Origin of the sequence: Georgenia muralis, from assembly GCF_003814705.1 — a bacterium.
GTDB lineage: Bacteria > Actinomycetota > Actinomycetes > Actinomycetales > Actinomycetaceae > Georgenia > Georgenia muralis.
The window spans coordinates 3,992,685-4,016,413 of sequence record NZ_RKRA01000001.1 but is presented as its reverse complement, the minus strand read 5'-3'; the positions used below and the strand labels follow the sequence as shown (position 1 = coordinate 4,016,413).

18 protein-coding genes are annotated in these 23,729 nt (G+C 73.5%); 11 read left to right on the top strand and 7 right to left on the bottom strand.

The annotated features are described in order from the left end of the window. Positions 1–34: 34 nt before the first annotated feature. Genes EDD32_RS18050 through EDD32_RS18035 form a run of 4 tightly spaced genes read right to left on the bottom strand, consistent with a single transcriptional unit; the run spans position 35 to position 8,229 of the window. Complete coding sequence (locus EDD32_RS18050) at positions 35–1,297, bottom strand: DUF2399 domain-containing protein (RefSeq protein WP_170175350.1); 1,263 nt, start codon at positions 1,295–1,297, stop codon at positions 35–37. Next, on the bottom strand, positions 1,290–5,465 hold the full coding sequence (locus tag EDD32_RS18045) for a TIGR02680 family protein (protein WP_123919758.1): 4,176 nt from the start codon (positions 5,463–5,465) through the stop codon (positions 1,290–1,292). The genes EDD32_RS18050 and EDD32_RS18045 overlap by 8 nt, the downstream gene beginning before the upstream one ends. Beyond that, the gene (locus tag EDD32_RS18040) at positions 5,462–6,694 is read right to left on the bottom strand and encodes a TIGR02678 family protein (RefSeq protein WP_123919756.1); all 1,233 of its coding nucleotides are present in this window, start codon (positions 6,692–6,694) and stop codon (positions 5,462–5,464) included. Before EDD32_RS18040 ends, EDD32_RS18045 begins: the two co-directional genes overlap by 4 nt. Then, entirely contained in the window at positions 6,691–8,229 is a 1,539-nt protein-coding gene (locus tag EDD32_RS18035; protein ID WP_123919754.1) for a DUF2397 domain-containing protein, read from the bottom strand. The genes EDD32_RS18040 and EDD32_RS18035 overlap by 4 nt, the downstream gene beginning before the upstream one ends. 244 nt (positions 8,230–8,473) lie before the next feature. Between EDD32_RS18035 and EDD32_RS18030 the strand changes: the two genes are divergently transcribed. After that, the gene (locus EDD32_RS18030) at positions 8,474–9,700 is read left to right on the top strand and encodes an IS110 family RNA-guided transposase (protein WP_123919052.1); all 1,227 of its coding nucleotides are present in this window, start codon (positions 8,474–8,476) and stop codon (positions 9,698–9,700) included. A 77-nt stretch (positions 9,701–9,777) separates the two neighbouring features. Here the strand turns inward: EDD32_RS18030 and EDD32_RS18025 are convergent, their stop codons facing one another. The 3 genes from EDD32_RS18025 to EDD32_RS18015 form a co-directional block, all read right to left on the bottom strand. Continuing rightward, positions 9,778–10,107 carry a type II toxin-antitoxin system PemK/MazF family toxin gene (locus EDD32_RS18025; RefSeq protein WP_123919752.1) on the bottom strand — a complete coding sequence of 110 codons (330 nt, stop codon included), beginning with the start codon at positions 10,105–10,107 and terminating at the stop codon, positions 9,778–9,780. Continuing rightward, on the bottom strand, positions 10,104–10,313 hold the full coding sequence (locus EDD32_RS18020) for an antitoxin MazE family protein (RefSeq protein WP_123919751.1): 210 nt from the start codon (positions 10,311–10,313) through the stop codon (positions 10,104–10,106). Before EDD32_RS18020 ends, EDD32_RS18025 begins: the two co-directional genes overlap by 4 nt. 105 nt (positions 10,314–10,418) lie before the next feature. Beyond that, positions 10,419–11,462 carry an NAD(P)-dependent alcohol dehydrogenase gene (locus EDD32_RS18015; protein WP_123919749.1) on the bottom strand — a complete coding sequence of 348 codons (1,044 nt, stop codon included), beginning with the start codon at positions 11,460–11,462 and terminating at the stop codon, positions 10,419–10,421. 385 nt (positions 11,463–11,847) lie between these two features. Here EDD32_RS18015 and EDD32_RS18010 point away from each other — a divergent pair, with 385 nt between their 5' ends. The 10 genes from EDD32_RS18010 (at position 11,848) to EDD32_RS17965 (ending at position 23,701) form a co-directional block, all read left to right on the top strand. Beyond that, on the top strand, positions 11,848–12,876 hold the full coding sequence (locus tag EDD32_RS18010) for a LacI family DNA-binding transcriptional regulator (protein WP_123919747.1): 1,029 nt from the start codon (positions 11,848–11,850) through the stop codon (positions 12,874–12,876). Beyond that, complete coding sequence (locus tag EDD32_RS18005) at positions 12,873–13,847, top strand: carbohydrate ABC transporter permease (protein WP_123919745.1); 975 nt, start codon at positions 12,873–12,875, stop codon at positions 13,845–13,847. Before EDD32_RS18010 ends, EDD32_RS18005 begins: the two co-directional genes overlap by 4 nt. Before the next feature lie 3 nt (positions 13,848–13,850). Next, entirely contained in the window at positions 13,851–14,678 is an 828-nt protein-coding gene (locus tag EDD32_RS18000; RefSeq protein WP_123919743.1) for a carbohydrate ABC transporter permease, read from the top strand. A gap of 32 nt (positions 14,679–14,710) precedes the next feature. Further along, a complete protein-coding gene (locus EDD32_RS17995) occupies positions 14,711–15,997 on the top strand; it encodes an ABC transporter substrate-binding protein (protein WP_123919741.1) in 1,287 nt (428 codons plus the stop codon). Positions 15,998–16,185: 188 nt separating this feature from the next. After that, on the top strand, positions 16,186–17,352 hold the full coding sequence (locus EDD32_RS17990) for an ADP-ribosylglycohydrolase family protein (protein WP_123919739.1): 1,167 nt from the start codon (positions 16,186–16,188) through the stop codon (positions 17,350–17,352). Next, positions 17,349–18,698: an ADP-ribosylglycohydrolase family protein gene (locus EDD32_RS17985; RefSeq protein WP_123919737.1), complete on the top strand. Its 1,350-nt coding sequence runs from the start codon at positions 17,349–17,351 to the stop codon at positions 18,696–18,698. Before EDD32_RS17990 ends, EDD32_RS17985 begins: the two co-directional genes overlap by 4 nt. Beyond that, a complete protein-coding gene (locus EDD32_RS17980) occupies positions 18,695–19,597 on the top strand; it encodes a ribokinase (RefSeq protein ID WP_123919735.1) in 903 nt (300 codons plus the stop codon). Before EDD32_RS17985 ends, EDD32_RS17980 begins: the two co-directional genes overlap by 4 nt. After that, positions 19,594–21,672 (top strand): SUMF1/EgtB/PvdO family nonheme iron enzyme, encoded by a 2,079-nt coding sequence (locus tag EDD32_RS17975; protein WP_123919733.1) that lies wholly within the window; start codon positions 19,594–19,596, stop codon positions 21,670–21,672. The genes EDD32_RS17980 and EDD32_RS17975 overlap by 4 nt, the downstream gene beginning before the upstream one ends. Continuing rightward, positions 21,669–22,877 (top strand): CaiB/BaiF CoA transferase family protein, encoded by a 1,209-nt coding sequence (locus tag EDD32_RS17970; RefSeq protein WP_123919731.1) that lies wholly within the window; start codon positions 21,669–21,671, stop codon positions 22,875–22,877. Before EDD32_RS17975 ends, EDD32_RS17970 begins: the two co-directional genes overlap by 4 nt. After that, positions 22,874–23,701 carry an HpcH/HpaI aldolase/citrate lyase family protein gene (locus EDD32_RS17965; protein ID WP_123919729.1) on the top strand — a complete coding sequence of 276 codons (828 nt, stop codon included), beginning with the start codon at positions 22,874–22,876 and terminating at the stop codon, positions 23,699–23,701. The genes EDD32_RS17970 and EDD32_RS17965 overlap by 4 nt, the downstream gene beginning before the upstream one ends. Positions 23,702–23,729: the final 28 nt, after the last annotated feature.

The following is a 23,729-nucleotide window of genomic DNA, read 5'->3' as shown; positions in this document are numbered from 1 at the left end:
CGACATGGGGCCCGGGTCCGAGGACCCGGGCCCCTCATGGCCTACGACTCGTCCGCAGGTGCGGGTCGCCGACAAGGACGTCTGCGGCGTCGCGCAGATCGTCGATCAGGTCGGTGAGCAGCGCCTCCTCGTGGATGGCGTTCGTGATGTCACCCCGGACCAGCACGGCGTCCGGCGCCGAGGTCGGGTCGGTGAGGACACCGCCCGCGGCGGCGTAGTCACCCCGCGTGAACCGCCACGGCTCGAGCGCGGGTGCGACGGTGGTGAGCAGCCGGACGATGTCGGCACCTCTGCCGTCGAAGTCCGCCCGGGCCCGGACCGTGTACCCGGCACCCGCCACGGTGGCGACGAGGTCGATCACGGTCTGTGTCGGCACGCCGTCGGTGCAGATCAGCGGCGGACAGGCCGGACCGAGGCGGTCCGCGGCCGCCTCGACCACGGTGGGGTTCTCGCAGACGAACACCGATCCGCGCGAGGCGGGCGCCGCGACGGCCCAGCTGCCCGCGAGTGACCGCAGGGTCAGCCACACCGGTTCCCCGGGCGTCGCCGTCGCGACCGCGACGGCGGGCGCGGTCCCGCGCAGCGGCAGGTTGAGCACCAGCGCCGTGGAGGAGATGGTGTCGCACCACACGTCCGCCCGGGCCCACCGCTGCCGCCACGACGACGGTCCCGCCGGGTAGTCCTCACCGTGCACGAGGGCGACGAGCAGGACCGTCGCGCGTCCCGCCGCGGTGTCCCGGTCGAGCGCGTGGGCGTCCGCGCCGGTGACGAGCGTGGCGAGCTCGGCGAGCCGGACGGGCCGACCGCCGTGCGGGAGGTGGCCCCAGGCGCGCGCGACCTGACCGGCCAGGTGGACCAGCGTGCCGTCGCCACCGGCGGGCGTGACCGGGTGGGCGGCCCAGGCCGCCGCGGCCTCGGCGTCGACGCCGGCCTCGACCAGTGTCCGCACGGCGCGGTCCGTCTCCTCGACCCGTCCGGCGCGGGCCGCGGCCCGCTCGGCGCTGCGCGGCACGACCGGTGCGCCGTCCAGCCCCTCGAGGAACGCCGGGACGTCGAGCCCGTGCTCCGCGACCGCCCTGGCCAGGTGCTCCACCCGGACCGGGGCGGTGCCCAGCGTCCAGGGGGTGCCCAGGAGCCGCCCGACGTCGGACCGCTCGGCCTCGGTCAGGTCCGCGGTGACCTTCCCGCGCTCGAGTGACGCTCCTCGCCGGCCGCGCTCGCGCAGGGCGTCGACGACCTTGGTGCCCCCGGCGGTCTGCGCCCAGGCCCGGAGACCGGGCGGAACGGCGTCAACCACGTGCACCCTCGAGGTCGAGCTCGGACTCGACGTCCACCGCCGCCGCGGATGTGGCCGGTCCTGCGGCCACGTCCGCCACCCTCACCCGCCGGCCGCCCGCCCACAGGTAGACCACGGAGTCGACGCCGGGGAACCCCTTCTCCCGGGCGAGGTCGTAGATGGCCACCGCCGGCACGGACGGGTAGGTGCCCCACTCGTCGTGCGCGGTGAGCATGAGGTCGAGGTCGAAGTCGACCGTCAGGCCCAGGAAGGACGCCTTGAGCTCGGCGTCGACACCGGTCATCGCCTCGTCCAGCCACACCCAGCGCGGAGCGGTGGGCAGGGCCGAGTCGTAGGCGACCACGGCGGCCGCGAACAGCGGCTGCGACAGCAGGACCACCTTCTCACCGCCGGACTTCGACCCGTGCGTCGCGGCGTCGAAGGGCACCCAGGCGCTCTCCCGGCCGGCCCGGTACTGCAGCGTGATCCGCAGCCAGGTGCGGTAGTCCAGGGCGTGGTGGAGACTCTCGCGCCAGTCCTGCCCGTCGGCCTCGGCGTTGTCCCGCGCGTCCTCGATCCGCCGGGCGAGGAACTGGCGGACCTGCTCCTGGCGTTCGGCGGTGAGCTGGTCGAACCCGCGGCTGAGGGCGTGGATGACCTGGCCGGCCTCGGGGTCCTGGGAGTCCGGCTCCCACCGCAGCCGGACCGACTGTCCCTGGCGCGTCGGGTGCTCGGCGAGCCGGTCGTTGATGCGGGTGAACGTCCGCTGGGTGTAGTCCAGGCGCTCCTTGAGGTGCTCGATGAACGTCGAGCCCAGCAGCGTCGCCAGGACCCGGTGCTGCTCCTCGTCGAAGTGTGCGCGCTGGCGGTGGAGCTGTTCGGTCAACGACTGCTCCGCCAGGTCCGGCCGCTGCCAGCCGGCGTCGGGGTCGGCGAGGATCTCGAAGCCCCGCAGGACGGCGTCGGCGTCCTGGCGGTGCCGGGCGTCCCGCTCGGTGGCGAGCTCCTCGCCCAGGCGGGAGGTCGCGGCGAAGCACGCCCGCCAGGCCCGGTCGACGGCGGCCGCGAGGTCCTCGGCCGAGACCGACAGCGAGCCGCGGGCCGCGCGGGCGGAGACGCGGGCGGCCTCGACGGTGTGCCGCTCGGGGGCGTCGATCTCCAGCGCCGACAGCAGGCCGGCGTCGGCCGCCACCCACCACGCCGCCATCGCGCGGTCCCGTCGGCCCTCCGCCTCGACGTAGGCCTCCTCGTGGCGGTCCAGGACGCCGCGGGCCTTCTCCGCCTCGACGGTGGCGGCCAGCAGCGTCCGGCCGAGCTCGCGGACGGAGGTCTCGAGCTCACGGACGTGGTCGTCGATGCGCTGCCGCTCCGCGAGCACCTCGGCGTGGTCCTTGCGCATCATCCGTTCGAGGGTGTGCAGCCGCGTGCGGCACTCCTCGAGCTCGGCGACCCGCCGCGCCCGGCTCTCGCGCTCCACGGCCACGCGGGCGGTGGCCACGTCGAGCGCGTCGTGGGCGTCCGCCGCCGCACGGCGGCGCTCGTCCTCGATCGCGACGGCGTGCCCGAGTCGCTCCAGCGCCGCGGAGAACGCCCGGAGCGCCTCCTCCTGCGCCGGGACGTCGTCGGGGGAGAACCCGTGCTCGGAGGCGTACCGGGTCAGGGCGGCGCGGGCCTGGCTCACCGCCCCGAGGTTCTCCTCGTGACGGCGCCGGGTCGCCGCCGCTCGCTGCTCGGCGTCGGCGACGGCGCGCAGGGCCGACGCGAGGGCGGTCCGGGCTGCCCGGGCGCCGTGGTCCGCGGGCACGGTGCGGGCCTCGCTGTCGAGGCGGGTCAGGCGGTCCTGCACGCCGTGCACCGCGCGGGTCGCCTCGACGACGTCGGCGCGCAGGTCCCGCTCCTGGGACTCGAGGAGGGCGATCCGCCGCCGGCGCGCCGCCTCCCGCGCGGTGGCGCCGAGGTAGGACGCCGGCTGCAGCGGTGCCGCCCGCCCCGTGAGCGGCCCGAGGGACCAGGTGCCGTCCGGGGCGAACCACGCCTCCGCCGGCACGGGCGGGCGGCCCCACCCGATGGTGGACAGCAGCGCGAGGATCGTCTCGCCGGGCAGGGGGCAGCCCTCGGCGGGAGCGAGGACCGCGGTGAGGGTCGGGCCTTCCACGGGCGGCCCGCCGGGGCGCAGGACGACCTCGGCCACGGCCGTGCCGTCGGGTGCGCTGAGCAGGGACCCGCTCTCGCTCACCCAGGCGTCGAGGACGCCGGCCGCTGCCAGGGCCGCCTCGAGGGTCGCGGCCGCGTCGTCGTCGAGACCGACGGGCTCGACGCAGCGCCAGAACGGCGCACCGTGCGGGCCGGGCGCGGGACGCTCGCGGCGGCGCCAGCCCACCGGCTCCGGGACGCTCTGCTCGGTGGTGGACCGCTCGCGCCGGAGATCCTCGACCGTGCGGTCCAGGCGCTTGTCGATCTCGGACCTCACGGCAGTGAGCCGGCCGAGCTCGGCGGTGAGCAGCCGACGCGGGGCGGTGGTGGCCTCGTCGACGAGCTCGCGCAGGACGGGCGGGTCGGAGTCGGGCACGTCGAGCTGGGCGACGGCGTCCTCCCAGCGGGGGAGCCAGGCAGCGCCGTCGAGCTCACGAAGCTGCCCCGCCCACGCCACGAGGGCGCTCTGCAGGCTGGTCACGGCGCCGTCGAGGGCGTCGGCACGTCCGTCGGCGTCGTGCTGGGCGCCGGCGAGGTCGGCCTCGCGGGTGCTCAGCTCGGTCCCGGAGCCCTCCGCCGTCCGCGCCGCGCGCTGGTGCTCCGCGCTGAGGGTGCGCAGGTGGCGGAGGCGTTCGGAGCGTCGCTGGACCGTGGCGCGCAGGGCGTGCAGCGCGGCGGGGAGGGCGTCCTCGGGCAGCGCGACGACGACCCCGGCCGGGCCCCCGGTGCCGTGCAGCAGCTCCGCGGCGCGCTCCCGTGCGGCGACCGACTCGGTCAGCCGGTCCGTGGCGCCGGCATGCCGGGCCACGACGTCCGTGCGGTCCCGCTCCGCGGCGGCCAGCCGGGTGGCAGCGTCCTCGGCCTGCGCGGTGAGCCGTCGTGTCTCGTCCCGCAGGCTCGTGACGCGGTGCTCGGCCTGCTGGGCGTCGCGGTACGCCTCGGACTCCATGAGCTCGGCCAGGGCGGCGCGCTGGCGCTGCAGCTCGGCACCGGCCTCCTCCTCGTCGACCCGGGTGGTCTGCACGAGCGCCTCGCTCGCCGTGAGCGACTCCTGCGCCTGGCGCCGGTCCCGGGTGGTGCGGTCCAGGCGCGAGGTGGCGACCGCCATCTCGCCGGCGCGCTGCTCGACGACGGCGCGGGCCCAGGGCCGCCAGCTGTCGGCGACGTAGCGGGCGACGGCGCGGGCGGCGCGTTCGGTCTGGGCCATCCGCTCGCGCAGCGACTCCAGCCCGTCCCAGCCGTCTGCGAGCTGGCTGACCTCGTGGGACGCGAGCGGCGGCAGGGCGTCCCGCAGCGTGGCGGCCAGGGTGGCCGGGTTCAGCCGCTCGCCGAGCTTGGGGACCCGGAGCTCCCGCAGGAGGTTCGTGAGGTTGTCGTAGGCGCCGGCGGACAGGCCGAAGAGCTCGGCGGAGAGACGATCGCGGTAGGCGGCGGCGCTGGAGAACACCGTCATCCCGGGCAGGGCGCGCAGCTCCTTCTCAGGCAGGACCCGCCGGTCCTGCACGAGCTCGAGGTCGCGGCCCGGTCGCAGGTGGGTGACGAAGCGCCAGGACGTGATCGCGGGGTTGCCCGCGGCACGCCGGGCCGCAGCCCCGACCCCGGCGACGACGAACTGCGGGTCGCCGTCGTCGTCGAGCCGGCCGAACTCCACCCACGAGTAGCCCGTGGCGGCGTCGACGGCCGGTCGCGGGTCGTCGCCCTGCCCGGACGCGAGCAGGTTGTACCCCATGGTGCGGTTCCGGCTGCCGAAGGGGTCGAGCACGGCCGGGGCGATCTCCCCCCGCAGGAGCATCAGCGTGGTCAGCTCGAGGACCTTCGTCTTGCCGGAGCCGTTGGCGCCGCGCAGGATCAGCCGTCCGTCGGCGCTCCAGAACTCGGCCCGGTCGTACTCCCACATGTTGACGATGCCCACCCGCAGCGGTTGCCAGCGCTGCCGCGTGGGCAGGGGCAGTGCGCCGGTGGCCTGCGCGGCGAGCCACCGTCCCGGGTCCATCATGAGAAAACCTCCGTGTCGAACAGGGCGCTCTGGTTCTCGGGCCGGGGCTGCGCCTCGTCGTGCTGGGGTCCGCCGACGGAGACCGCCGGGTCGCGGAAACGCGCCGCGGCCGGCATGAGGTGCCACGAGCCGGGGACCGGGCCGGGCCGGAGCAGGTCGAGGGCGACCAACAGCTCGACCGACCGGTCGGCGACGGCGTCGCGCCCGGCCAGATCCTTCGTCATGGCCCGGGGGTAGGTGGTCCGCACCCGGTCGGCGGCGTCGAGCAGGACCTCCCGGGACACGACCGGCGCGGCAGACCCGGCGGGCGGCGCCGCCCGCACCAGCTCGCCGAGCACCATGAGGGCCGCGAAGTCGCGGGCTCGGGGACGCGGGAACGGCAGGTCCGTCCCGCCCTCGTGGTCCGGGACGAGCGCGACCCCCTCCCGGCGGTGCTCGAGGGTCCAGCCCGTCATCTCCTCGCACCACTGGGCGATCCGCGGGCGCTGGCCCGCCAGGTACTCCTGCTCACGGGGTGCGAGGTCGGCCACGAGGCAGACCGGCAGCTCCACGATCCGGCGCATGACGCCGAACCGGGCGGGGTGCTCGGCGGCGTCGGCGGGCCCGTGCCCGCCGGGTCCGTCCGGGCGCGGGCCGTGCGGGTCGGCGCCGAGCGCGGCGGTGAGGTTCGCGGGATGGACCAGTCGCAGGAGCATCTCGCGCTGGACCTGGTACGCCCCGCCCACCTGGTCGCGCTGGTGGGCCCAGCCCTCGCGGGCGTCCTCGTCGCGTCGGGCCAGCGGAACGAGCGCCCCCGCCCGGAGCAGCATCCCGAGCCCCTGGACGAACGTGCGACGCTCGGCGAACCGGTCGGGGTCGTACGCCTCCACGCCGACCTCCTCGCGTGCCGAGAGCACGCTGACCCGGTCGGAGAGCTCCTGCGTGGAGGTGATCTCGTCGGCGTCCTCCGCGACCGCAGCCGCCAGCAGCGCCAGGACGAGGGCCCGCCGGGGAACGGGTTCGAAGGGCCCGGGCGAGACGACGCCCGCGGGCGAGGCGAGCCGGACCAGCCGGGCCGTGGTGGCCGAGAGCACGAGCCGGTAGCCCAGGCGGGTGTCGAACCACTCGCCGAGGCGGTTCTGGTGGCGGCGCACGAGGTGGAAGGTCTCAGGGCTGCCGGCCCGGGAGAGCGCGGGCGTGGCCAGCAGCGAGGTGAAGGCGGTCTGGAGCTCGCGAGCCGACTGCGTCATGCCGGCGTCATCTCGAAGTGCCAGTCCCGCAGGGCGAGCGCACCGTCGGGGGAGTCGAGGACCACCACCGCGCCGGGCTCCGGCTCGGTCAGGCGCACCCGCCAGCGGCCGTCCTCGGTGACGGCGGTGCGGTCGTGGCCGTCGCCGTGACGGCTCAGGCGCGTCACGGTCGCGAACAGGTCCAGCAGCACCGTGAGCTCCTCGCGGTCGATCTGGGGCCAGGTCCCCACCCGGGTGCCGGACCGGGCCCGCAGGCGGGCGATGGCCTCCTCGCGTCCGGCCTCGCGCTGCTGGCGCGCCAGCCGGGAGAGCCGGCGCCCCTCGGCGAAGCTCGGGGCCCGGGAGACCCGACCGGCCACGGCGCGGGCACCCTGCTCCCGGAACCGCGTGGCGATCGGCGCCGGCGGAGCCTCGGCCCAGGAGAGTCGCTGATCCTCGGCCGAGGGGGCGGCGACGAGCAGGTGCCGCGAGGCGAACAACCCGGTCGCGACGTCCCACAGCTGCCAGGCGACGTCCTCGTCCTCGGCACGTTCGATCGCGGTCGCGAGCGCGAGGAGGTCGCCGCGCCGGGACACGGTCCCCGCCGACCCCATGAGGATGCCCATGTTGCGCGCCCACGGGGAGACGAGGTCGCGCAGCTGCCGGCGCAGGCTCCGCGCCTGGGAGTCGGGGCCGTCGAACCAGCGGCGCAGCACCACCCAGGCCTCGCGCCACCGCTCGACCGAGGCGTCGACCGCCGACTCCGGGGCGCCCTCACCCATGGAGGCCCGCACGCACGCCCGCCAGACGCCCGTGTCCAGCCGGGCGTCCAGGCGGTCCAGCGACGCCGAGATCGCGGGGGAGTGGACGTCGACCTGCTCGCCCCACATCGCGATGTAGGCGGATAGGGTCTGCCAGAGCAGGTCCTGCTTGTGCTCCTCGGGACGTCCGGCCAGGGCGTGGGCCAGGGTCCGCTGCCAGGAGCGGGCGGCCCGGGCCATCGACTCGCGCTGGACCTTGATCTGGGCGAACTCGTTGGCGGCCGAGGTGTAGTCCGCGGCCAGCACGGCGACCTCGAACGCCTCCGCGCGCTCGCGTATCGCCCGTGGGGCCAGGGCGATGTCGGCCTCGGGCTCGACGTCGTCGCCGAGCGTCCGCCAGAAGTGGTGCAGCGCCGCCGCCCGCGGGGTCAGCTGGTACCGGTCGCGCCGGCGCAGGAAGTCCTCACCGCTGCGGGCCGGCTCCTGCCACCGGGTCAGCACCCCCCAGTCCGCGAGCTGCTCGAGACGGGCCTCGAGCGGGAACACCTCCTCGTCGGTGAGTCGCCGCGCCGTCTCGCTGTCGAGGACCGCGGTCAGGTGCGCGACGACGGCGGAGCGTGCCTCGTCGAAGCTCATGCCGGTGAGCGAGGAGTCCTGCGTGGCGAGGAGGACGTCGACGACGGTGCGGTACTGCGCCGCGTGGCGCGAGGTCAGGTAGGTCGGGATGGACTCCGGACCCGCGAGGTAGGCGGCCCAGGGGTCCGGGCCGAGCTCCGCCGTCGCCTCCTCGGTCATGCGCGCCATGGTAGGTGCCCCCACCGACACTGATGATAGGAAGCGTGTTCCGAGGGGTCGTGACCCGCCTACTGACTGGCGCCCTGCTGGGTTGCCTTCCAGTTGATCTGTCCGGCCCCTCGGGCATGGCACCGGCCGGGCCGGTCATGACCTGATAAGAGCTTGGCGGTTCCTCACCAGTGTCCTGTCTGACCGTCCCGACCGGCGTCGACCCCATCGACTCCAGCGAAAGGGCGGTTCCAGCATGACAGCGGCACCAGGAGATGACGACCGTGACGACGGGGCCGAGGAGGTCATCGGAGGCATCGACACCCACGCCGAGACCATCCATGTGGCTGTCGTGAGCGTGCTGGGGCGGGAGATCGCCGACGCCGAGTTCGCGACCACTCCGGCGGGCTACCGGGCGGCGTACGACTTCCTGAACAGCCACGGCGCGATCGAGCGGGTCGGCATCGAGGGCACCAGCTCCTACGGGGCCGGGATCGCCCGGGCATGTGCCGCCGGCGGGCTCGAGGTCCGAGAGGTGCTGCGCCCCGACAAGACCGTCCGCCGCCGCCAGGGCAAGTCCGACCCCATCGATGCCTATCACGCCGCCCGTGCGGTGCTCTCCGGCCGGGCGACCTCGCCACCCAAGGACGAGAAGATCCTCGGCCTGCGCGCCCTGCACCTGGCCCGCCGCTCCGCGGTCAAGGCACGCACGGCGACGATCCACCAGATCCACCAAGTCCTGGTCACCGCACCGGACTCGATCCGGCAGAAGTACCGTTCCATGACCAACACCAAGCTGGTCACCGCACTGTCCCGAAGCCGCACCACCCGCTACGACCCAGTCGGCGCGGCCATCATGCGCGCGTTGAAGGACCTCGCCGCACGACACGAGTTCCTCACTAGTCAGGCCGCTGACCTCGAGCGCGACATCCGTACCGTCGTGGAGTCCATGAACCCCGGTCTGCTCGCCGCCCACGGCGTCGGCCCAGACACCGCTGCCCAGCTGCTCATCACCGCCGGCGCGAACCCCGACCGGCTCAGCAACGAGGCCTCCTTCGCCGCACTGTGCGGCACCGCACCGGTGCCCGCTTCCTCGGGCAAGACCCGCCGCTACCGGCTCTCCCGGGGAGGGGACCGCGCCGCGAACAACGCCCTGCACCGCGTCGCCCTGGTCCGCATGTCCAGCGACCCCACCACCCGCGCCTACGTTCAGCGACAACGCGCCAGAGGCCGCTCGAGCAAAGAGATCCTCCGCACCCTCAAACGTGCCCTCGCCCGGGAGATGTTCAAGTACCTCACCCGAGTCGTCACGGCCCCCGCGACCGCGGACTTGCGCCCCGCCCGACAGGCCAAGAACATCACCCTGACCCAGGCCGCCGCCCACTTCGGCGTCTGGCCCATGCACATCTCCACCATCGAACGCGGCACCCGCCGCGACGACGACCTCGCCCGCGCCTACCGCCAATGGCTCCAAGCAGCTTGACAACCAATAGGAGCATCAGTCGGTGTCGGTGTCGTCCGATCGGTCGGCACCAGCCGAGCCGTTCGCCCTGGGTCCGTTCAGCCCGCCAGCCCGAGGAACACGATGAGGGAACGGTCGAGCCGAACCATGTCGGCGTCGCTGAGGCGCCCGAGCCGCTGTCCCAGGTCGGCTCGAGGAACGGTCGTGACCTTGTCGACCATGAGACGGCTCGACCTGGTCAGTCCGTTCGAGAGGGAGGGTTCGACCTGGATACGGAAGAGCGGTGCCTCGACCTCGCTGGTCGTCGTGGGGCAGACCGTGACCGACGCCGTCAGGTCGAAGTGATCGTCCTGAACGATCACCACCGGTCTCGGCTCTCCGGTGTCCGGACCTCGTGCTGCAGCGGTGAAGACGTCTCCTCGCCTCACTCGTCCGCGCTCTCCCACGAGATGGCGTCGACGAATGCCTGGTCATCCTGTTCGGCGTCGCTCCGCGCAGCCGCAGCCGACTGTCGACGCGCCTCCTCGGCGAACTGAGGGGCGTTGACGTCCGGCACCCAGATCTGCACCGGCCGGAGTCCCTGCTCGCGGAGGCGACGGCGGTGCGCCTTCACCCGCTCCCTCGTAGAAGCCATGGGTCTACGTTACATGTAACGCTGACGGCGTGCGACGGAGGAGCGGTGTTCACGGGTGGGTGGTGGACCCTGCGGTCCACCACCCACCCGACTCGCGTGCGCCGGTCAGACGTGCGGCACGACGACGGCGCGGCCCGAGAGCTGGCCGGACTCGAGCTTGCGGTAGGCCTCGAGGGCGTCGTCCATGGAGTACCGCTCGACCTCGGGCCGGATCTGGCCCGCGCGGTACATCGCGACGACCTCGTGCAGGTCGGCGATGGTGCCCCAGTACGTGTTGCTGATGGTCGACTCGTACGGGGTCGTGAAGAACGACCACTCGGTGACGCCGTTCGCGATGCCCACGACGGTGAGCCGTCCGCCCTGCGCCATCGACGCCTGCGCGGTCTTGATGGTGGGCGTGGCCCCGACGAAGTCGAAGGCGGCGTCGACGCCGCGGCCGCCGGTGAGCTCGCGGATCGCGGCGACCTGGTTCTCCCCGCCCGGCACGGTCACCGCACCGTTGGCCTCGGCGCGCCGCATGGCGTCGTCCTTCATGTCGGTCGCGATGACGGTCGCCCCGGTCAGCGCGGTGAGGATCTGCACCGCCACCTGCCCGAGCCCGCCGAGCCCGATCACGAGTGCGAAGCGGCCGCCGCCGGCCAGGTTCGGCAGGGCGTTCTTGATGGCGTGGTACGGGGTGAGACCGGCGTCGCTCAGCGGTGCCGCGTCCACCGGGTCGGCGTCACCGAGGGGTACGAGGTTGCGCGCCGGGACGAGCACGTACTCGGCCATGCCGCCGTCCCGGCCCAGCCCGATGCCGAGGTAGGGCATCGACGCCACGTTCTCGCAGTACGTGTCCTGGCCGCGCGAGCAGGCCTTGCAGTGCCCGCAGCCGATCGGGCCGTAGGCCAGGAACGCCTCGCCCTTGGTGAATCCGTGGACGCCGGGTCCGGTCTCCTCGATCCAGCCGGAGACCTCGTGGCCGAGGGTGAAGCCCGGTGCGATCGCCCCGGGAGTGCCCTCGGCGAAGTCCTCGTAGATCGCGACGTCGGAGTGGCAGGCCCCCGAGCCCGCCACCTTGAGGAGCACCTCGCCCGGCCCAGGGACGGGCCGCTCGACCTCGGTGAGTGAGGGAAAGGTCTGGAAGTCGGTGAAAACCACTGCGCGCATGGCAGCTTCCTCTCGTGCCCGCACCCGGCGGGCCGGATCGTTCGAGCACGGGCGGGTGGGCCGTGCGGACGCCGTCGCCCTGCGGGAATTGTCCGGCTAGCGCCGGAAACGCGGTTGGGTCGAAGGTCCCAGAGCAGGGACCTTGGACCCAACCGCCCTCGGCCCCACCACGGGAAGCGGCAGCAGCCGGAGACGACGTCGCGGGGACCTGCCGCGGGATCACCTGACCGCCGTCGTGGTGATCGTCCGTCAAGACGTCGCACCGGTGCTCGGTGTTGACAACCGCAACTCTGTCTGAGAACGTTTCCAACAGCGACGACTTGGAAACGTTTCCAGTTCGACTGGACGTCTGCGCACCGCCATCAACGATGAGGAGGGAAACCGCATGGGCACTCACCGAGCCACCCTGCCGCAGGTCGCTGACCGCGCCGGCGTCTCCCTCGCCTCCGCCTCCCGCGCGTTGCACGGCAGCGGCGCCAGCAAGGCGATGGTGGAGAAGGTCCGTGTCGCAGCCGCCGAGCTGGGTTACCAGGCTGACGCCACCGGCAGGTCCCTGCGCCTGCGCCGCACGTTCCAGATCGCCTTCGCCGTCGCGGACATCGGCAACCCCGTCTACGTCGAGATGATGAAGGCACTGCAGGGTGAGCTCGCCGGGCGTGGGTACCGCCTGATGGTCGCCACCACGGGGGACTCGGCCGAGTCGACGATCGAGCTCGTCCACGGCCTCAGCAGCGGCCTGGTCGACGGCCTCGTGGTCAGCCCGCTCCGCGTGACGGACGCACTGGTCACAGCGCTCCGCGAGGCGCCCGTCCCTGTCGTCGTCATCGGCCGGTCGTTGGAGGACTCCGGACTCAACTCGGTCTCCACCGACTCCGCGGGTGGCATCGGGCAGGCCGTCGCGCACATCGTCGCACTCGGCCGCAGGCGGATCGGCTTCCTCAACGGTCCCGCCGACACCACGCCGGGCTCCGCCCGCCGGCGTGGCTTCGACGAGGCGGTCGAGCGCGAAGGATTCAGCGCCGACCTCGTGGACGCCGAGACCGCCGGCGACTTCACCGTCGCGGCCGGCCGTGCCGGCGCCCAGGCTCTGCTCGCGCGGCACGCCGGGCACCGCCTCGACGCGATCGTCGCCGCCAACGACCTGCTCGCCATCGGCGCGATCAAGGCGGTCCGTGAGACAGGGCTGCACGTCCCCGAGGACGTCGCGGTCACCGGCATGGACGACACCGAGATCGGGCAGGTGTACCAGCCCAGCCTCACCAGCGTCTCCCTCCACTCGAGCGAGCGCGGACGCCGTGCTGCCGAGCTCATGCTCGCGCTCCTGGACGACCCGTCGAGCGGACCCACCAACGTGTTCGTCGCGCCCGAGCTCCGGGTGCGCGAGTCCACCTGTCACGAGGAGGAGATGGCATGACAGCGCCGTCGCTCGCCAGCGGTCGCCAACGGCCGCCACTTCCGGACCCCAGCCCGGACCTCCGCAGGGCGCAGAAGCCCCGCATGGGCGGCGTCGGGAAAGCCAAGCGCCGCGAGGCCATCGCTCTCGTCCTGCCCTCGCTGCTGCCGATCCTGCTCCTGAGTGTGGCTCCGCTGCTCGTAGGCGTGCTCCTCGCCTTCACGGACGCCCGGCTGGTGCGCAACCCCGAGTACGCGTTCGTCGGCATCGACAACTTCACGCGGCTGCTCGACAACAGCTTCTTCTGGGACTCCTTCCGCATCGGCATGGTGTGGGCGGTCTCGGTCACGCTGCTCCAGCTCCTCGCCGGCATGGGCCTGGCGCTGCTGCTCAACTCCGACCTCCGCTTCCAGGGGCTCACCCGCGTGCTCGCACTCATCCCGTGGGCGATGCCCCCGGTGGTCGTGGCGATCATGTGGCGGATGATCTACTCGCCCAACGCCGGCCCGCTCAACGCCGTGCTCGGCGCGGTCGGTCTGCCTGACAGCATCAACTGGCTGGGCAACTTCGACACCGCCCTCCCCGCCGTCGTCGTTGTCGGCGTGTGGCTCGGCATGCCCCAGACGACCGTCACGCTCCTCGCCGGTCTGCAGCAGATCCCGGGCGAGCTCTACGAGGCGGCGTCGATGGACGGCGCGAACGCCGTCCGCCGGTTCTCGAGCGTGACGGTGCCGAGCCTGCGGCCGATCCTCACCTCGATCACGTCGCTCAACTTCATCTGGAACTTCAACTCCTTCAGCCTCGTGTACGTCCTCACCGAGGGCGGACCCGGCGGGAAGACGATGCTGCCGATGCTCTTCACCTACCTGGAGGCGTTCAAGAACCGCAACATCGGCTACGCCGCTGCGATGGGCGTGGTGCTCGTGGTCGTCGTCGTCCTGCTGCTCGCCGCGTACCTCTGGTCGCAGTTCCGCGAAGAGAAGGAGTCCTGAGCCGTGCGCGCAGTGGTCAAGCCGGCGCAGTACGCCGCACTCTTCCTCTACATCCTGTTCCTGGGCTTCCCGTTGCTGTGGCTGATCTCTGCCTCCGTGAAGTCCTCCGCCGAGCTGAACTCCCTCTCGGTCAACCTCATCCCGCAGGAGTGGCACTGGGAGAACTTCTCCGAGGCCCTCGAGCGTCAGGGACTGGTGCGCTCGGCGGGGAACTCGATCGTCGTCGCCCTCGTCTCCACCGCCCTGGTCGTCCTGATCTCGCTGCCGGCGGCCTACGTCCTGGCCAGGTTCAAGGGCATGTTCCGCACGGTCGGGACGGGCTGGATCCTGGTCAGCCAGGTCTTCCCCGTCATCCTCATCATCCTGCCGCTGTTCCTCATCCTGCGGACCGTCGGCCTCACCGACAGTCTCATCGGCCTCACGCTGGTCCACACCACGTACACGATGCCGTTCGCGCTGTGGATGCTCCAGGGCTACGTCTCGGCCATCCCGCCGGACCTGGAGGAGGCCGGGGCGATGGACGGCGCGGGCCGGCTCGTGGTGCTGCGCCGCATCGTGTTCCCGCTCCTCATGCCCGGCATCGTCGCGACCGCGATGTTCTCCTTCGTCTCCTCCTGGAACGAGTTCTTCTTCGCCCTGGTCCTCCTGCAGTCGCCGGAGAACTACACCCTGCCGATCACGCTGAAGATGTTCGTCGGCGGGGAGGGGAAGGTGGCCCTGGGCCCGCTCGCCGCGGGCTCGGTCCTGGCCGCCATCCCGAGCATCGTCTTCTTCTCCATCATGCAGAAGAAGCTCACCGGCGGACTCCTGTCCGGTGCCGTCAAGGGTTGATCCACCTCCACAACGCTGAAAGGCGACAAGACATGAACAAGCGTGGCGCTTCCATCGCTGCAAGCCTCACCGCCGGCCTGCTCGTCCTCACTGCCTGTGGCGGCGGGGACGGCGACACCGAGGCGGAACCCACCGGGCCCATCACCCTGGAGTTCCAGTCCCTCTCCGACCAGCCCGCCGCCATCGAGGCGACTGAGTCGATCGTCGCCCAGTGGAACGAGGAGAACCCCGACACGCAGGTCGAGATCGTCCCGGCCGGCTGGGACGGCATCTACGACAAGCTCATCACCCAGTTCAACGGTGGCGCGGCGCCGGACATCATCCACTACGAGGCCGCCTCGATCGTGCCCTTCGCGCGCGACGGCTACCTCGCCGACCTGTCCGAGTGGATGGACGAGGACTTCGCCTCCGATGTGCCCGAGGGCATCATGCAGACCGTCACGGTCGACGGCGAGGTGATCGGCTACCCGACCGAGCTGCAGTCCTACATGGTCTTCGCCAACCGCACCCTCCTGGAGGATGCGGGCGTGGAGATCCCCACGGGTGAGACCATGACCTGGGACGAGCTGCGTGAGATCGCGAAGACGACGACGGCGGACGGCAAGTACGGCCTCGGCTGGGGCCTGAAGAGCCCGACCGCCGCGTTCATGACCATGGGGCCGGCCTTCGGCGGCACCTACTTCGACGGCACCGGAGCCGACGCCGCTCTGCAGGTCGACGAGGGCGAGCTCGCCATCCCCGAGCTCGTCAACGCCATGAACACCGAGGACCAGTCGATCCTGCCCGTTTCCCTCACCCAGTCCGGCTCCGAGGTGCTCGCCTCGTTCTACGCCGGCGAGATCGCCATGACGATCCAGGGCTCCTTCCAGGCGGCCAACATCGCCGCCGACGCCCCGGAGGGCTTCGACTGGATCGTGCTGCCCCCGCTGGAGGGGCCTGAGGGCGCCGGTCAGGCTGCCAACCCGCAGACACTCTCGGTGAACATCGACTCGGAGTACCCGGAGCAGGCCGCCGAGTTCCTCAACTTCTTCACCCAGGCCGAGAACCTCGCGGCGCTGAACGAGGCGGACGCCCTCATCCCGGCGTCCAGCTCCGCCCAGGACGTCATGGCGGAGAACCTCTCGGGCGAGCCGGGCTGGGACACCGTCCTCGCCTCCGGCCAGCACTTCACGGACGCGCCGTACCTGTTCGTCGACGCCTACGCACAGTGGAAGGACACCGTGGCCACCCCTGCGTTCCAGCGTTACCTGGCGGGCGAGATCGACTCCGCCGGGCTCGCGGAGGAGCTCCAGGCCGGCTGGGACGAGATCACGGCCTGACCGCACCACCCATCGGCAGAGCGAGAGGTCACCGGCCCGGCCACCGTCACGAGCTCGTGACGCTGGGCCGGTGACATCTCGGCAGGCTGAGGACATGGCGATCCCTCCGTGCAAGGGCATCACGATCCCTCCTGCGAGGGCATCACGATCCCTCCGTGCGAGGGCATCACGAACGAACGGGAGCAGACGTGAGCTGGCTGGAAGACCGAGCGGTGGCAGTGATCACCGGTGCCGCCGTCGGGGACGCCCTCGGCGGCGCCATCGAGGGCTGGACGCCGGAGCAGATCGAGGAGCGCCACGGCGGCCGTATCACCGGCATCGTCGGGCCCTGGTTCGAGAACTGGCGCGACGCCCGCCCGATCGCGCCGTACCACAAGGGCGACGGGCACATCACCGACGACACCCTCATGACCCGTGCCCTCGTCGAGGTCTACGCCCGGCGCCGCGACCACCTCGACGCGTACGCCGTCGCCGAGGACCTCGTGCCGCTCATGATCGGCGAGCCGACGTGGATCCCCGAGCTCGAGACCACCGCCCTGATCCTCCAGCGGGTCTTCCTCGCCGAGAAGTGGCTGGTGGCGCGGCTGCACTACGGCCACGTCGACCCCCGCGAGGCGGGGGTGGGCAACATCGTCAACTGCGGCGCCGCGATGTACATGGCGCCCGTCGGCCTGGCCAACCCGGGCGACCCCCGGGGTGCCTACGCCGAGGCGATCGACGTCGCCGGTGCGCACCAGGCCAGCTACGGCCGCGAGGCCGCCGGCGTCTTCGCTGCCATGGTGGCCGCCGCGGTCGCCCCCGGCGCCACGCTCGACGACGTCGTCACCGCGGCCCTCGACGTCGCGCACGACGGCACGCGGGCCGCGCTCGTCGCGATGGTCGAGGCGGTCGTCGGCCGGGACGTCCCCACCACGGACGAGGAGGAGCGCGAGCTGGCCAGGGTCGTCCGTGACGCCGTCGCGCCCTACGACTCGGTGGGCCCGGAGTACCGGCAGATGTCCATGGACGCCCGGCGTCCCTCCCGGACCAAGGCCATCGAGGAGCTGCCTGCCGCGTTCGGGCTCGTCCTGGGCTACCGCGGGGACTTCCGCGGCGCCGTGCTCGGCGCCGTCAACTACGGACGCGACGCCGACTCCATCGCCGTCATGGCTGGTGCGATCTGTGCCGGGCTGGGCGGCCCCGACGTCGTCCCGGCCGAGTGGCTCGACGAGATCGAGACCGCCTCGAAGATGGACATCCGCGCGACCGGTCACCTCATGGGGCAGGTGGCCCTGGACATCGTCGAGCGGGACCGGACGCGCGCCCGCGCCCGGCTCGCCGCGCTGGAGACCCTCATGGAGCGTGAGCCGGCGTGAGACTGACGTGGGCCCAGCCCGAGGACCTGCTCGCCCACGAGCTCGTCCAGTCGGCCGCCGAGGGCAGGGACGTCGCGGCGGTCGTGGCGCGGTGGCAGCAGGCCGGCGGGGACGTCGTCCCCGCCGTCTCCGGCGCCTCGGCCACCCCGGCCACCCCGGAGCTGCGTGTCCTCGCCCGCGCCCACCTCGCCGAGCTCGCCGCCCTGCCGGCGGCGCCGGCGGACCACGAGCCGGACGGCTGGGACGCCATCGAGGCGCTGCTCCCGCCCGCGCCGTCCCTACCGGCGCCGACCGACCAGGAGCGGCGCGTCCACGGCGCGTGGACGGGACGGGCCGCCGGGTGCCTGCTCGGCAAACCGGTGGAGAAGATCCCGCGCCAGGGCATCGAGGAGATCCTGCGCGCCACCGGGCGGTGGCCGCTGGAGACGTGGTTCACCGCCGTCGGGCTCCCCGAGGACGTCGCCGCCCGCTGGCCGTGGAACCGGCGCAGCGCCCCGACCTCCCTCGAGGAGAACATCGACGGCATGCCGGAGGATGACGACCTCAACTACCCCCTCCTCGCCCTCGACCTCCTCGAGCGCCATGGGACCGGGTTCACCACCGACGACGTCGCCCGGGCCTGGCTCGACAACCTCCCGGCCGGGCGGGTCTTCACCGCCGAGCGCGCCGCCTACCGCAACATCCTCGACGTCCGGCCCGTGCCCGAGACGGCCACGTACCTCAACCCGTTCCGTGAGTGGATCGGCGCGCTGATCCGCACCGACGTCCTGGGCTGGGTGCGCCCCGGCGACGTGCGCGGCGCCGCTCGCCTGGCCTGGACGGACGCGCGTCTGTCCCACACGCGCAACGGGATCTACGGCGCCATGTGGGCCGCCGCCCTGTGCTCGGCCGCCCTGGTGGTCGACGACGTGGAGCAGGCCCTCGACGCCGCCGAGACCGTGCTCCCGCCGCAGAGCCGGCTGGCGCGGGCGGTGCGCCGCGGCCGTGAGATCGGTCGCGCGGACGGGGACGTCGCCGCCGGGCTCGACGTCCTGCACGCCGAGTACGGCCACCTGCACTGGGTGCACGTGCTCAACAACGCCGCCGTCATCGCGTACGCGCTGACCAAGGGCGGCGGGAGCTTCGGCCCGTCGGTCTCCATCGCCGTCACCGCCGGGTGGGACACCGACTCCGCCGGCGCCACCGTCGGCTCCGTCCTGGGGGCGCTGCTGGGCACCGAGGGCATCGGGGCGAGCTGGACCGCGCCGATCCACGGCACGATCGCCACCTCCCTGCCGGGCGGCGCCGTCCGGAGCATCGACGACCTGGCGCGGCGCACGCTGCGCCTGCAGGAGGGGGCAGCATGACCGGCACGGTGGTGGTCGTCGGCAGCGCCAACGTTGACCTGGTCGTGGACGTCCCGCGCCACCCAGGCCCGGGGGAGACGATCCTCGGCGGCAACCTCCGCCGCACCCCCGGCGGGAAGGGGGCCAACCAGGCGGTCGCCGCCGCCCGGGCCGGGGGAGCGGACACGTGGTTCCTCGGCGCGCTCGGCCGGGACGAGGCCGCGGACCTGCTGCTCGCCTCCCTGACCGGCGCCGGCGTCCACACCGACCTGGTCGCCCGTTCCGCGGAGGCCACCGGCACCGCGCTGATCTGGGTCACCGACGACGGCGAGAACGCCATCATCGTCGCGCCCGGCGCGAACTCCGAGGTGAGCGTCGACGCCGTCGCGGCCCGCCGGCTCGCGGTGGCGGACGTGGTCCTCGCCCAGCTGGAGATCCCGCTGGAGACCGTGGTCGCCGCGGCGCGGGCCCGCCGGGACGGCGCGCGGCTGGTGCTCAACGCCGCCCCGTCCCGGGATCTGCCGGCGCAGCTGTGGGCCGAGGTCGACATCCTGGTGGTCAACGAGCACGAGGCCCGCGACCTCGCCGGCCGCGACGGCAGCCCCGCACAGCTGGCCACCGCCCTCCTCGAGCGGGTCCCCGCCGTCGTGGTCACCCTCGGCGGCGACGGCGCGCTCGTCGCCGAGCGCGGCAGCGAGCACCAGAGCGTGACCGCACCCAGGGTCACCGCCGTCGACACCACCGGGGCCGGGGACACCTTCTGCGGCGTCCTCGCCGCGGCGCTGGCCGATGGCGCCTCCCTCGCCGGCGCCGCCCGGCTCGCCGCCGCGGCCGGGGCGCTCGCCGTCACCCGGCCGGGCGCCCAGGATGCCGTCCCCACCGCCACCGAGACCGCCCACCTCGCGAGGGAGCACGCGTGACCTACAGCTTCGACCCGCTCGTCCCGCGCCCCATCGACCGGCCGACGCCCGTCCCGCTGGAGGACGGCGCCGACCTCGCCGCCCTCGACGAGGCCAAGATCTTCGCCGCCCCGGACGACCCCGCCGACCGGCCCGCGTGGCGGGCGCGGCTCACCGCCTGGCGTGAGGGCGCCCGGCGGCGCCACGCCTACGACGGCGCCGCGTACGAGCGGCCGGGCGCCCGGTGGGCCGCGCGCTGCTTCACCGTGGCGCAGGTGTGGCTGTGGGACGAGCTGCTGTACTCCTTCGACGACCACCGCTTCACCCCCGAGCGCTTCCTCGACGACGCCCGCCAGCGGTTCGGCGGCCTCGACGCCGTCGTGCTCTGGCACGCCTACCCGGTGATCGGCATCGATGACCGGAACCAGTGGGACTTCTACCGCGACGTCCCGGGCCTGACCGGGCTCGTCGAGGACCTGCACGCCGCGGGCGTGAAGGTCTTCGTCGACTACAACCCCTGGGACACCGGCACCCGCCGCGGCGAGGACGACCTCACCGAGCTCGCCGCCCTCGTCCGGGACCTGCCGGCCGACGGCGTCTTCCTCGACACCCTCAAGAAGGCCGACCCCGAGCTCGTCGACTCCCTCGAGCGTGCCCGCCCCGGGATCGTGCTGGAGGGCGAGTCCAAGCTCGCCGTCGAGCGGATCGTCGACCACAACGCCTCGTGGGCGCAGTTCTTCGCCGACAGCCCCGTGCCGGGTGTGCTCCGCGCCCACTGGTACGAGCGCCGCCACATGCAGCACCACATCCGCCGCTGGCACCGCGACCACGCCGAGGAGCTGCAGTCCGCCTGGCTCAACGGCGTCGGGGTCATGGTGTGGGAGGTGGTGTTCGGCGTGTGGGTCGGGTGGAACCCCCGCGACGCCGCCACCGTGCGCCGCATGGTGACCGTGCAGCGCGCCGCCACCGAGCTGCTGCTCGAGGCGGAGTGGACCCCGCTCGCGGAGATCTCGCCGGACGCCGAGAGCGCCGGGGTCTACGCCTCGACCTTCGCCCGCGACGGCGTGACTTTGTGGGCGCTGGTCAACCGCGGCGACGCCGACTGGAGCGGTTCGCTGCCCGCCGACGGGAGCGTGCTGGATCTGTTCGGGACGGGCGGTGACGGCGTGAGCACCGCCCGTACCGGCGACGCGAAGGCCAGCGCCGTCACCGTCCGCGCCCGCTCGATCGGCGCCGCTCTCGCCGTGGCGCCCGGGGCGAGTGAGCCGGACTGGCTCCCCGGGCTGCTCGAGCGGCTCGCCACCATGCCGTTCGACGACGACGCCCGCTTCCCGCACCGCCTCGCCCACCGGGTGACCCCGGTCCCGCCCGCCGGACCCGCCTCGGCCCAGCCCGGCACGGCGCCGGCCGGCGCGGAAACGCCCGCCCCGACGCCGGCCGGCCTCGTGCCCGTGGACGCCGCCGTCGTCCCGGCGGGGGAGTACGTCCTCACCGTGCGCCACCGCGCGCGGGAGACCGGCATGTACCAGGGCGCCCCCTACGTCGACGAGTGGAAGCCGCTCGTCCCGCGGCTGCACGACGCCCGCACCCTCCAGCGTGACGGTCGGCTCGACCGCCCGGTCGCCGTCGCACGCGAGATCACCAACGCCGAGTTCGCCGCGTTCGTGGACGCCACCGGCTACCGGCCCGCCGTCGCCCACCGCTTCCTCGCCCACTTCGACGGTGACCGCCCGCCGGCCGGCCGCGAGGACGAGCCGGTCACCTTCGTCGACCTCGACGACGCCCGCGCCTACTGTGCCTGGCGCGGCGGGCGCCTGCCCACCGAGGACGAGTGGCAGCTCGCCGCCGAGCGGGGCCTGCGCCGCCGCACACCAGCGGTGTGGAGCTGGACCGAGAGCGAGCACAGCGACGGCCGCACCCGTTTCGCCATGCTCAAGGGCGGCTCCGCCCACGAGTCCGAGGGCTCGGAGTGGTACTTCGACGGCGGGGTCCGCGAACCGGGATTCACCGCCAAGCTGCTCGTGCCGGGGCTCGGCCTGGCCCGATCGTCGAGCATCGGCTTCCGGTGCGCCTGGACCCTGGAGGGCGAGCGATGACCGTCTCCCGTGACCCCGCCCGCGGAGCCCTGGCCGGCCTGAAGGTCGTGGACGCGTCGACGCTGTTCGCCGGCCCCCTCGCGGCCATGCACCTGGGCGACATGGGCGCCGACGTCGTCAAGGTCGAGCACCCGCGCAAGCCCGACCCCTCCCGGGGGCACGGCGCCGCCAAGGACGGCGTGAACCTGTGGTGGAAGACCCTCGGGCGCAACAAGCGCGCCGTGACGGTCGACCTCGGCTCCGACGGCGGCCGTGAGGTGTTCCTGCGGCTCGCCGCGACCGCCGACGTCGTCATCGAGAACTTCCGCCCCGGCACCCTGGAGCGGTGGGGCCTCGGGTACGACGAGCTCTCCGCCGCCAACCCCGGCCTCGTCCTCGCCCGGGTCTCCGGGTTCGGGCAGGTCGGCCCGTACCGCACCCGCCCCGGGTTCGGCACCCTGGCCGAGGCCATGAGCGGGTTCGCGGCCATGACCGGCGAGCCCGACGGCCCGCCCACCCTGCCGCCCTTCGGGCTAGCGGACGGCATCGCCTCCCTCGCGACCGCCTACGCGATCATGACCGCCCTGCATACCCGGCAGGCCACCGGGCGCGGGCAGGTGGTGGACGTGTCGATCATCGAGCCGATCCTCGCCATGCTCGGTCCGCAGATCACGCGGTGGGACCAGACCCGGACCGTCCAGCCCCGCACCGGCAACCGCTCCACGAACAACGCCCCCCGCAACACCTACCGCACCGGGGACGGGCAGTGGGTGGCGGTGTCCAGCTCCGCGCAGTCCATCGCGGAGCGGATCATGCGGCTCGTCGGCCGGCCGGACCTCATCGACGAGCCGTGGTTCGCGCACGGCCACCTCCGCGCACAGCACGCCGTCGTCATCGACGAGGCCGTCGGGGCGTGGATCGCCCGGCGCACCCGCGACGAGGTGGTCGCCGCCTTCGAGGAGGCGCAGGCCGCGGTCGCACCGATCTACGACGCGCACGACATCGTCGAGGACCCGCAGTTCCAGGCGCTCGGCACGATCCACGAGATCGAGGACCCCGAGCTGGGGCCGATGCGCATGCAGGGCCCGCTCTTCCGCCTCTCCGGCAACGTCGGCGTCATCTCCTTCACCGGCCGTCCGCACGGCGCGGACACCGACGCCGTGCTCGGGGAGCTGGGGTTCACCCCGGACCAGGTGGCGGCGTTCCGTGAGGACGGGGCGGTATGAGGCGGCCCGTGCTGACCCTGCTGTACGCGCCGGGGGACCGGCCCGACCGGGTCGAGAAGGCCCTGGCGTCCGAGGCCGACGTCGTGATCGTGGACCTCGAGGACGCCGTCGCGCCAGCGGCGAAGGACCGGGCACGGTCGGAGACGGCGCGGCTGCTCGCGACGGTGGACCGGCCGGTGCAGGTGCGGGTCAACCACGTCTCGACGCCGTGGCACGCCGACGACGTCGCCATGCTGGCCGCCGTGCCGGCGGACGTCGGTGCCCGGGTGCCGAAGGTCGAGTCGGCGGCGGAGGTGCGCGAGCTCGCCGCCGCCCTGCCCAGCCGGAGCCTGCACCTGCTCCTCGAGTCGGCCCTCGGTGTCGAGCGGGCCTTCGAGATCGCGGCCGCGTCGGAGCAGGTGGCGTCGGTCGGCCTCGGGGAGGCGGACCTGCGCTCGGACCTGCGGCTCACCGACGACGCCGGGCTCAGCTGGGCCCGCAGCCGGGTCGTCGTCGCCGCCCGCGCAGCGAAACTGCCGTCGCCCCACATGTCCGTCCACCCGAACGTCAAGGACGTCGACGGGCTCAGCGCCTCCTGCCGTGCCGGCCGGGCGCTGGGGTTCCTCGGCCGGGCGGCGATCCATCCCGCCCAGCTCGGGCCGATCCGCGAGGCCTTCCTCCCCACCGGGGAGGAGGTCGAACGCGCCCGCACCGTCCTCGCCCGGGTCGGTGACGCGCGGACCGACGGCGTCGGCGCCGTCGCGCTCGAGGACGGCACCTTCCTCGACGTCGCGATGGTCGAGCAGGCCCGCGCGGTCCTCGCCCTGGCCGACGACAGCACCTGACACCACCCCGCACCGACCAGTACCGCCG

Bases quoted from the DNA above. Each gene is read 5' to 3' on its own strand.
- EDD32_RS18045 (WP_123919758.1), bottom strand. From the start codon at position 5,465: ATGATGGACCCGGGACGGTGGCTCGCCGCGCAGGCCACCGGCGCACTG.
- EDD32_RS18040 (WP_123919756.1), bottom strand. From the start codon at position 6,694: ATGACGCAGTCGGCTCGCGAGCTCCAGACCGCCTTCACCTCGCTGCTG.
- EDD32_RS18035 (WP_123919754.1), bottom strand. From the start codon at position 8,229: ATGACCGAGGAGGCGACGGCGGAGCTCGGCCCGGACCCCTGGGCCGCC.
- EDD32_RS18030 (WP_123919052.1), top strand. From the start codon at position 8,474: ATGACAGCGGCACCAGGAGATGACGACCGTGACGACGGGGCCGAGGAG.
- EDD32_RS18020 (WP_123919751.1), bottom strand. From the start codon at position 10,313: ATGGCTTCTACGAGGGAGCGGGTGAAGGCGCACCGCCGTCGCCTCCGC.
- EDD32_RS18015 (WP_123919749.1), bottom strand. From the start codon at position 11,462: ATGCGCGCAGTGGTTTTCACCGACTTCCAGACCTTTCCCTCACTCACC.
- EDD32_RS18010 (WP_123919747.1), top strand. From the start codon at position 11,848: ATGGGCACTCACCGAGCCACCCTGCCGCAGGTCGCTGACCGCGCCGGC.
- EDD32_RS18005 (WP_123919745.1), top strand. From the start codon at position 12,873: ATGACAGCGCCGTCGCTCGCCAGCGGTCGCCAACGGCCGCCACTTCCG.
- EDD32_RS17995 (WP_123919741.1), top strand. From the start codon at position 14,711: ATGAACAAGCGTGGCGCTTCCATCGCTGCAAGCCTCACCGCCGGCCTG.
- EDD32_RS17980 (WP_123919735.1), top strand. From the start codon at position 18,695: ATGACCGGCACGGTGGTGGTCGTCGGCAGCGCCAACGTTGACCTGGTC.
- EDD32_RS17970 (WP_123919731.1), top strand. From the start codon at position 21,669: ATGACCGTCTCCCGTGACCCCGCCCGCGGAGCCCTGGCCGGCCTGAAG.
- EDD32_RS17965 (WP_123919729.1), top strand. From the start codon at position 22,874: ATGAGGCGGCCCGTGCTGACCCTGCTGTACGCGCCGGGGGACCGGCCC.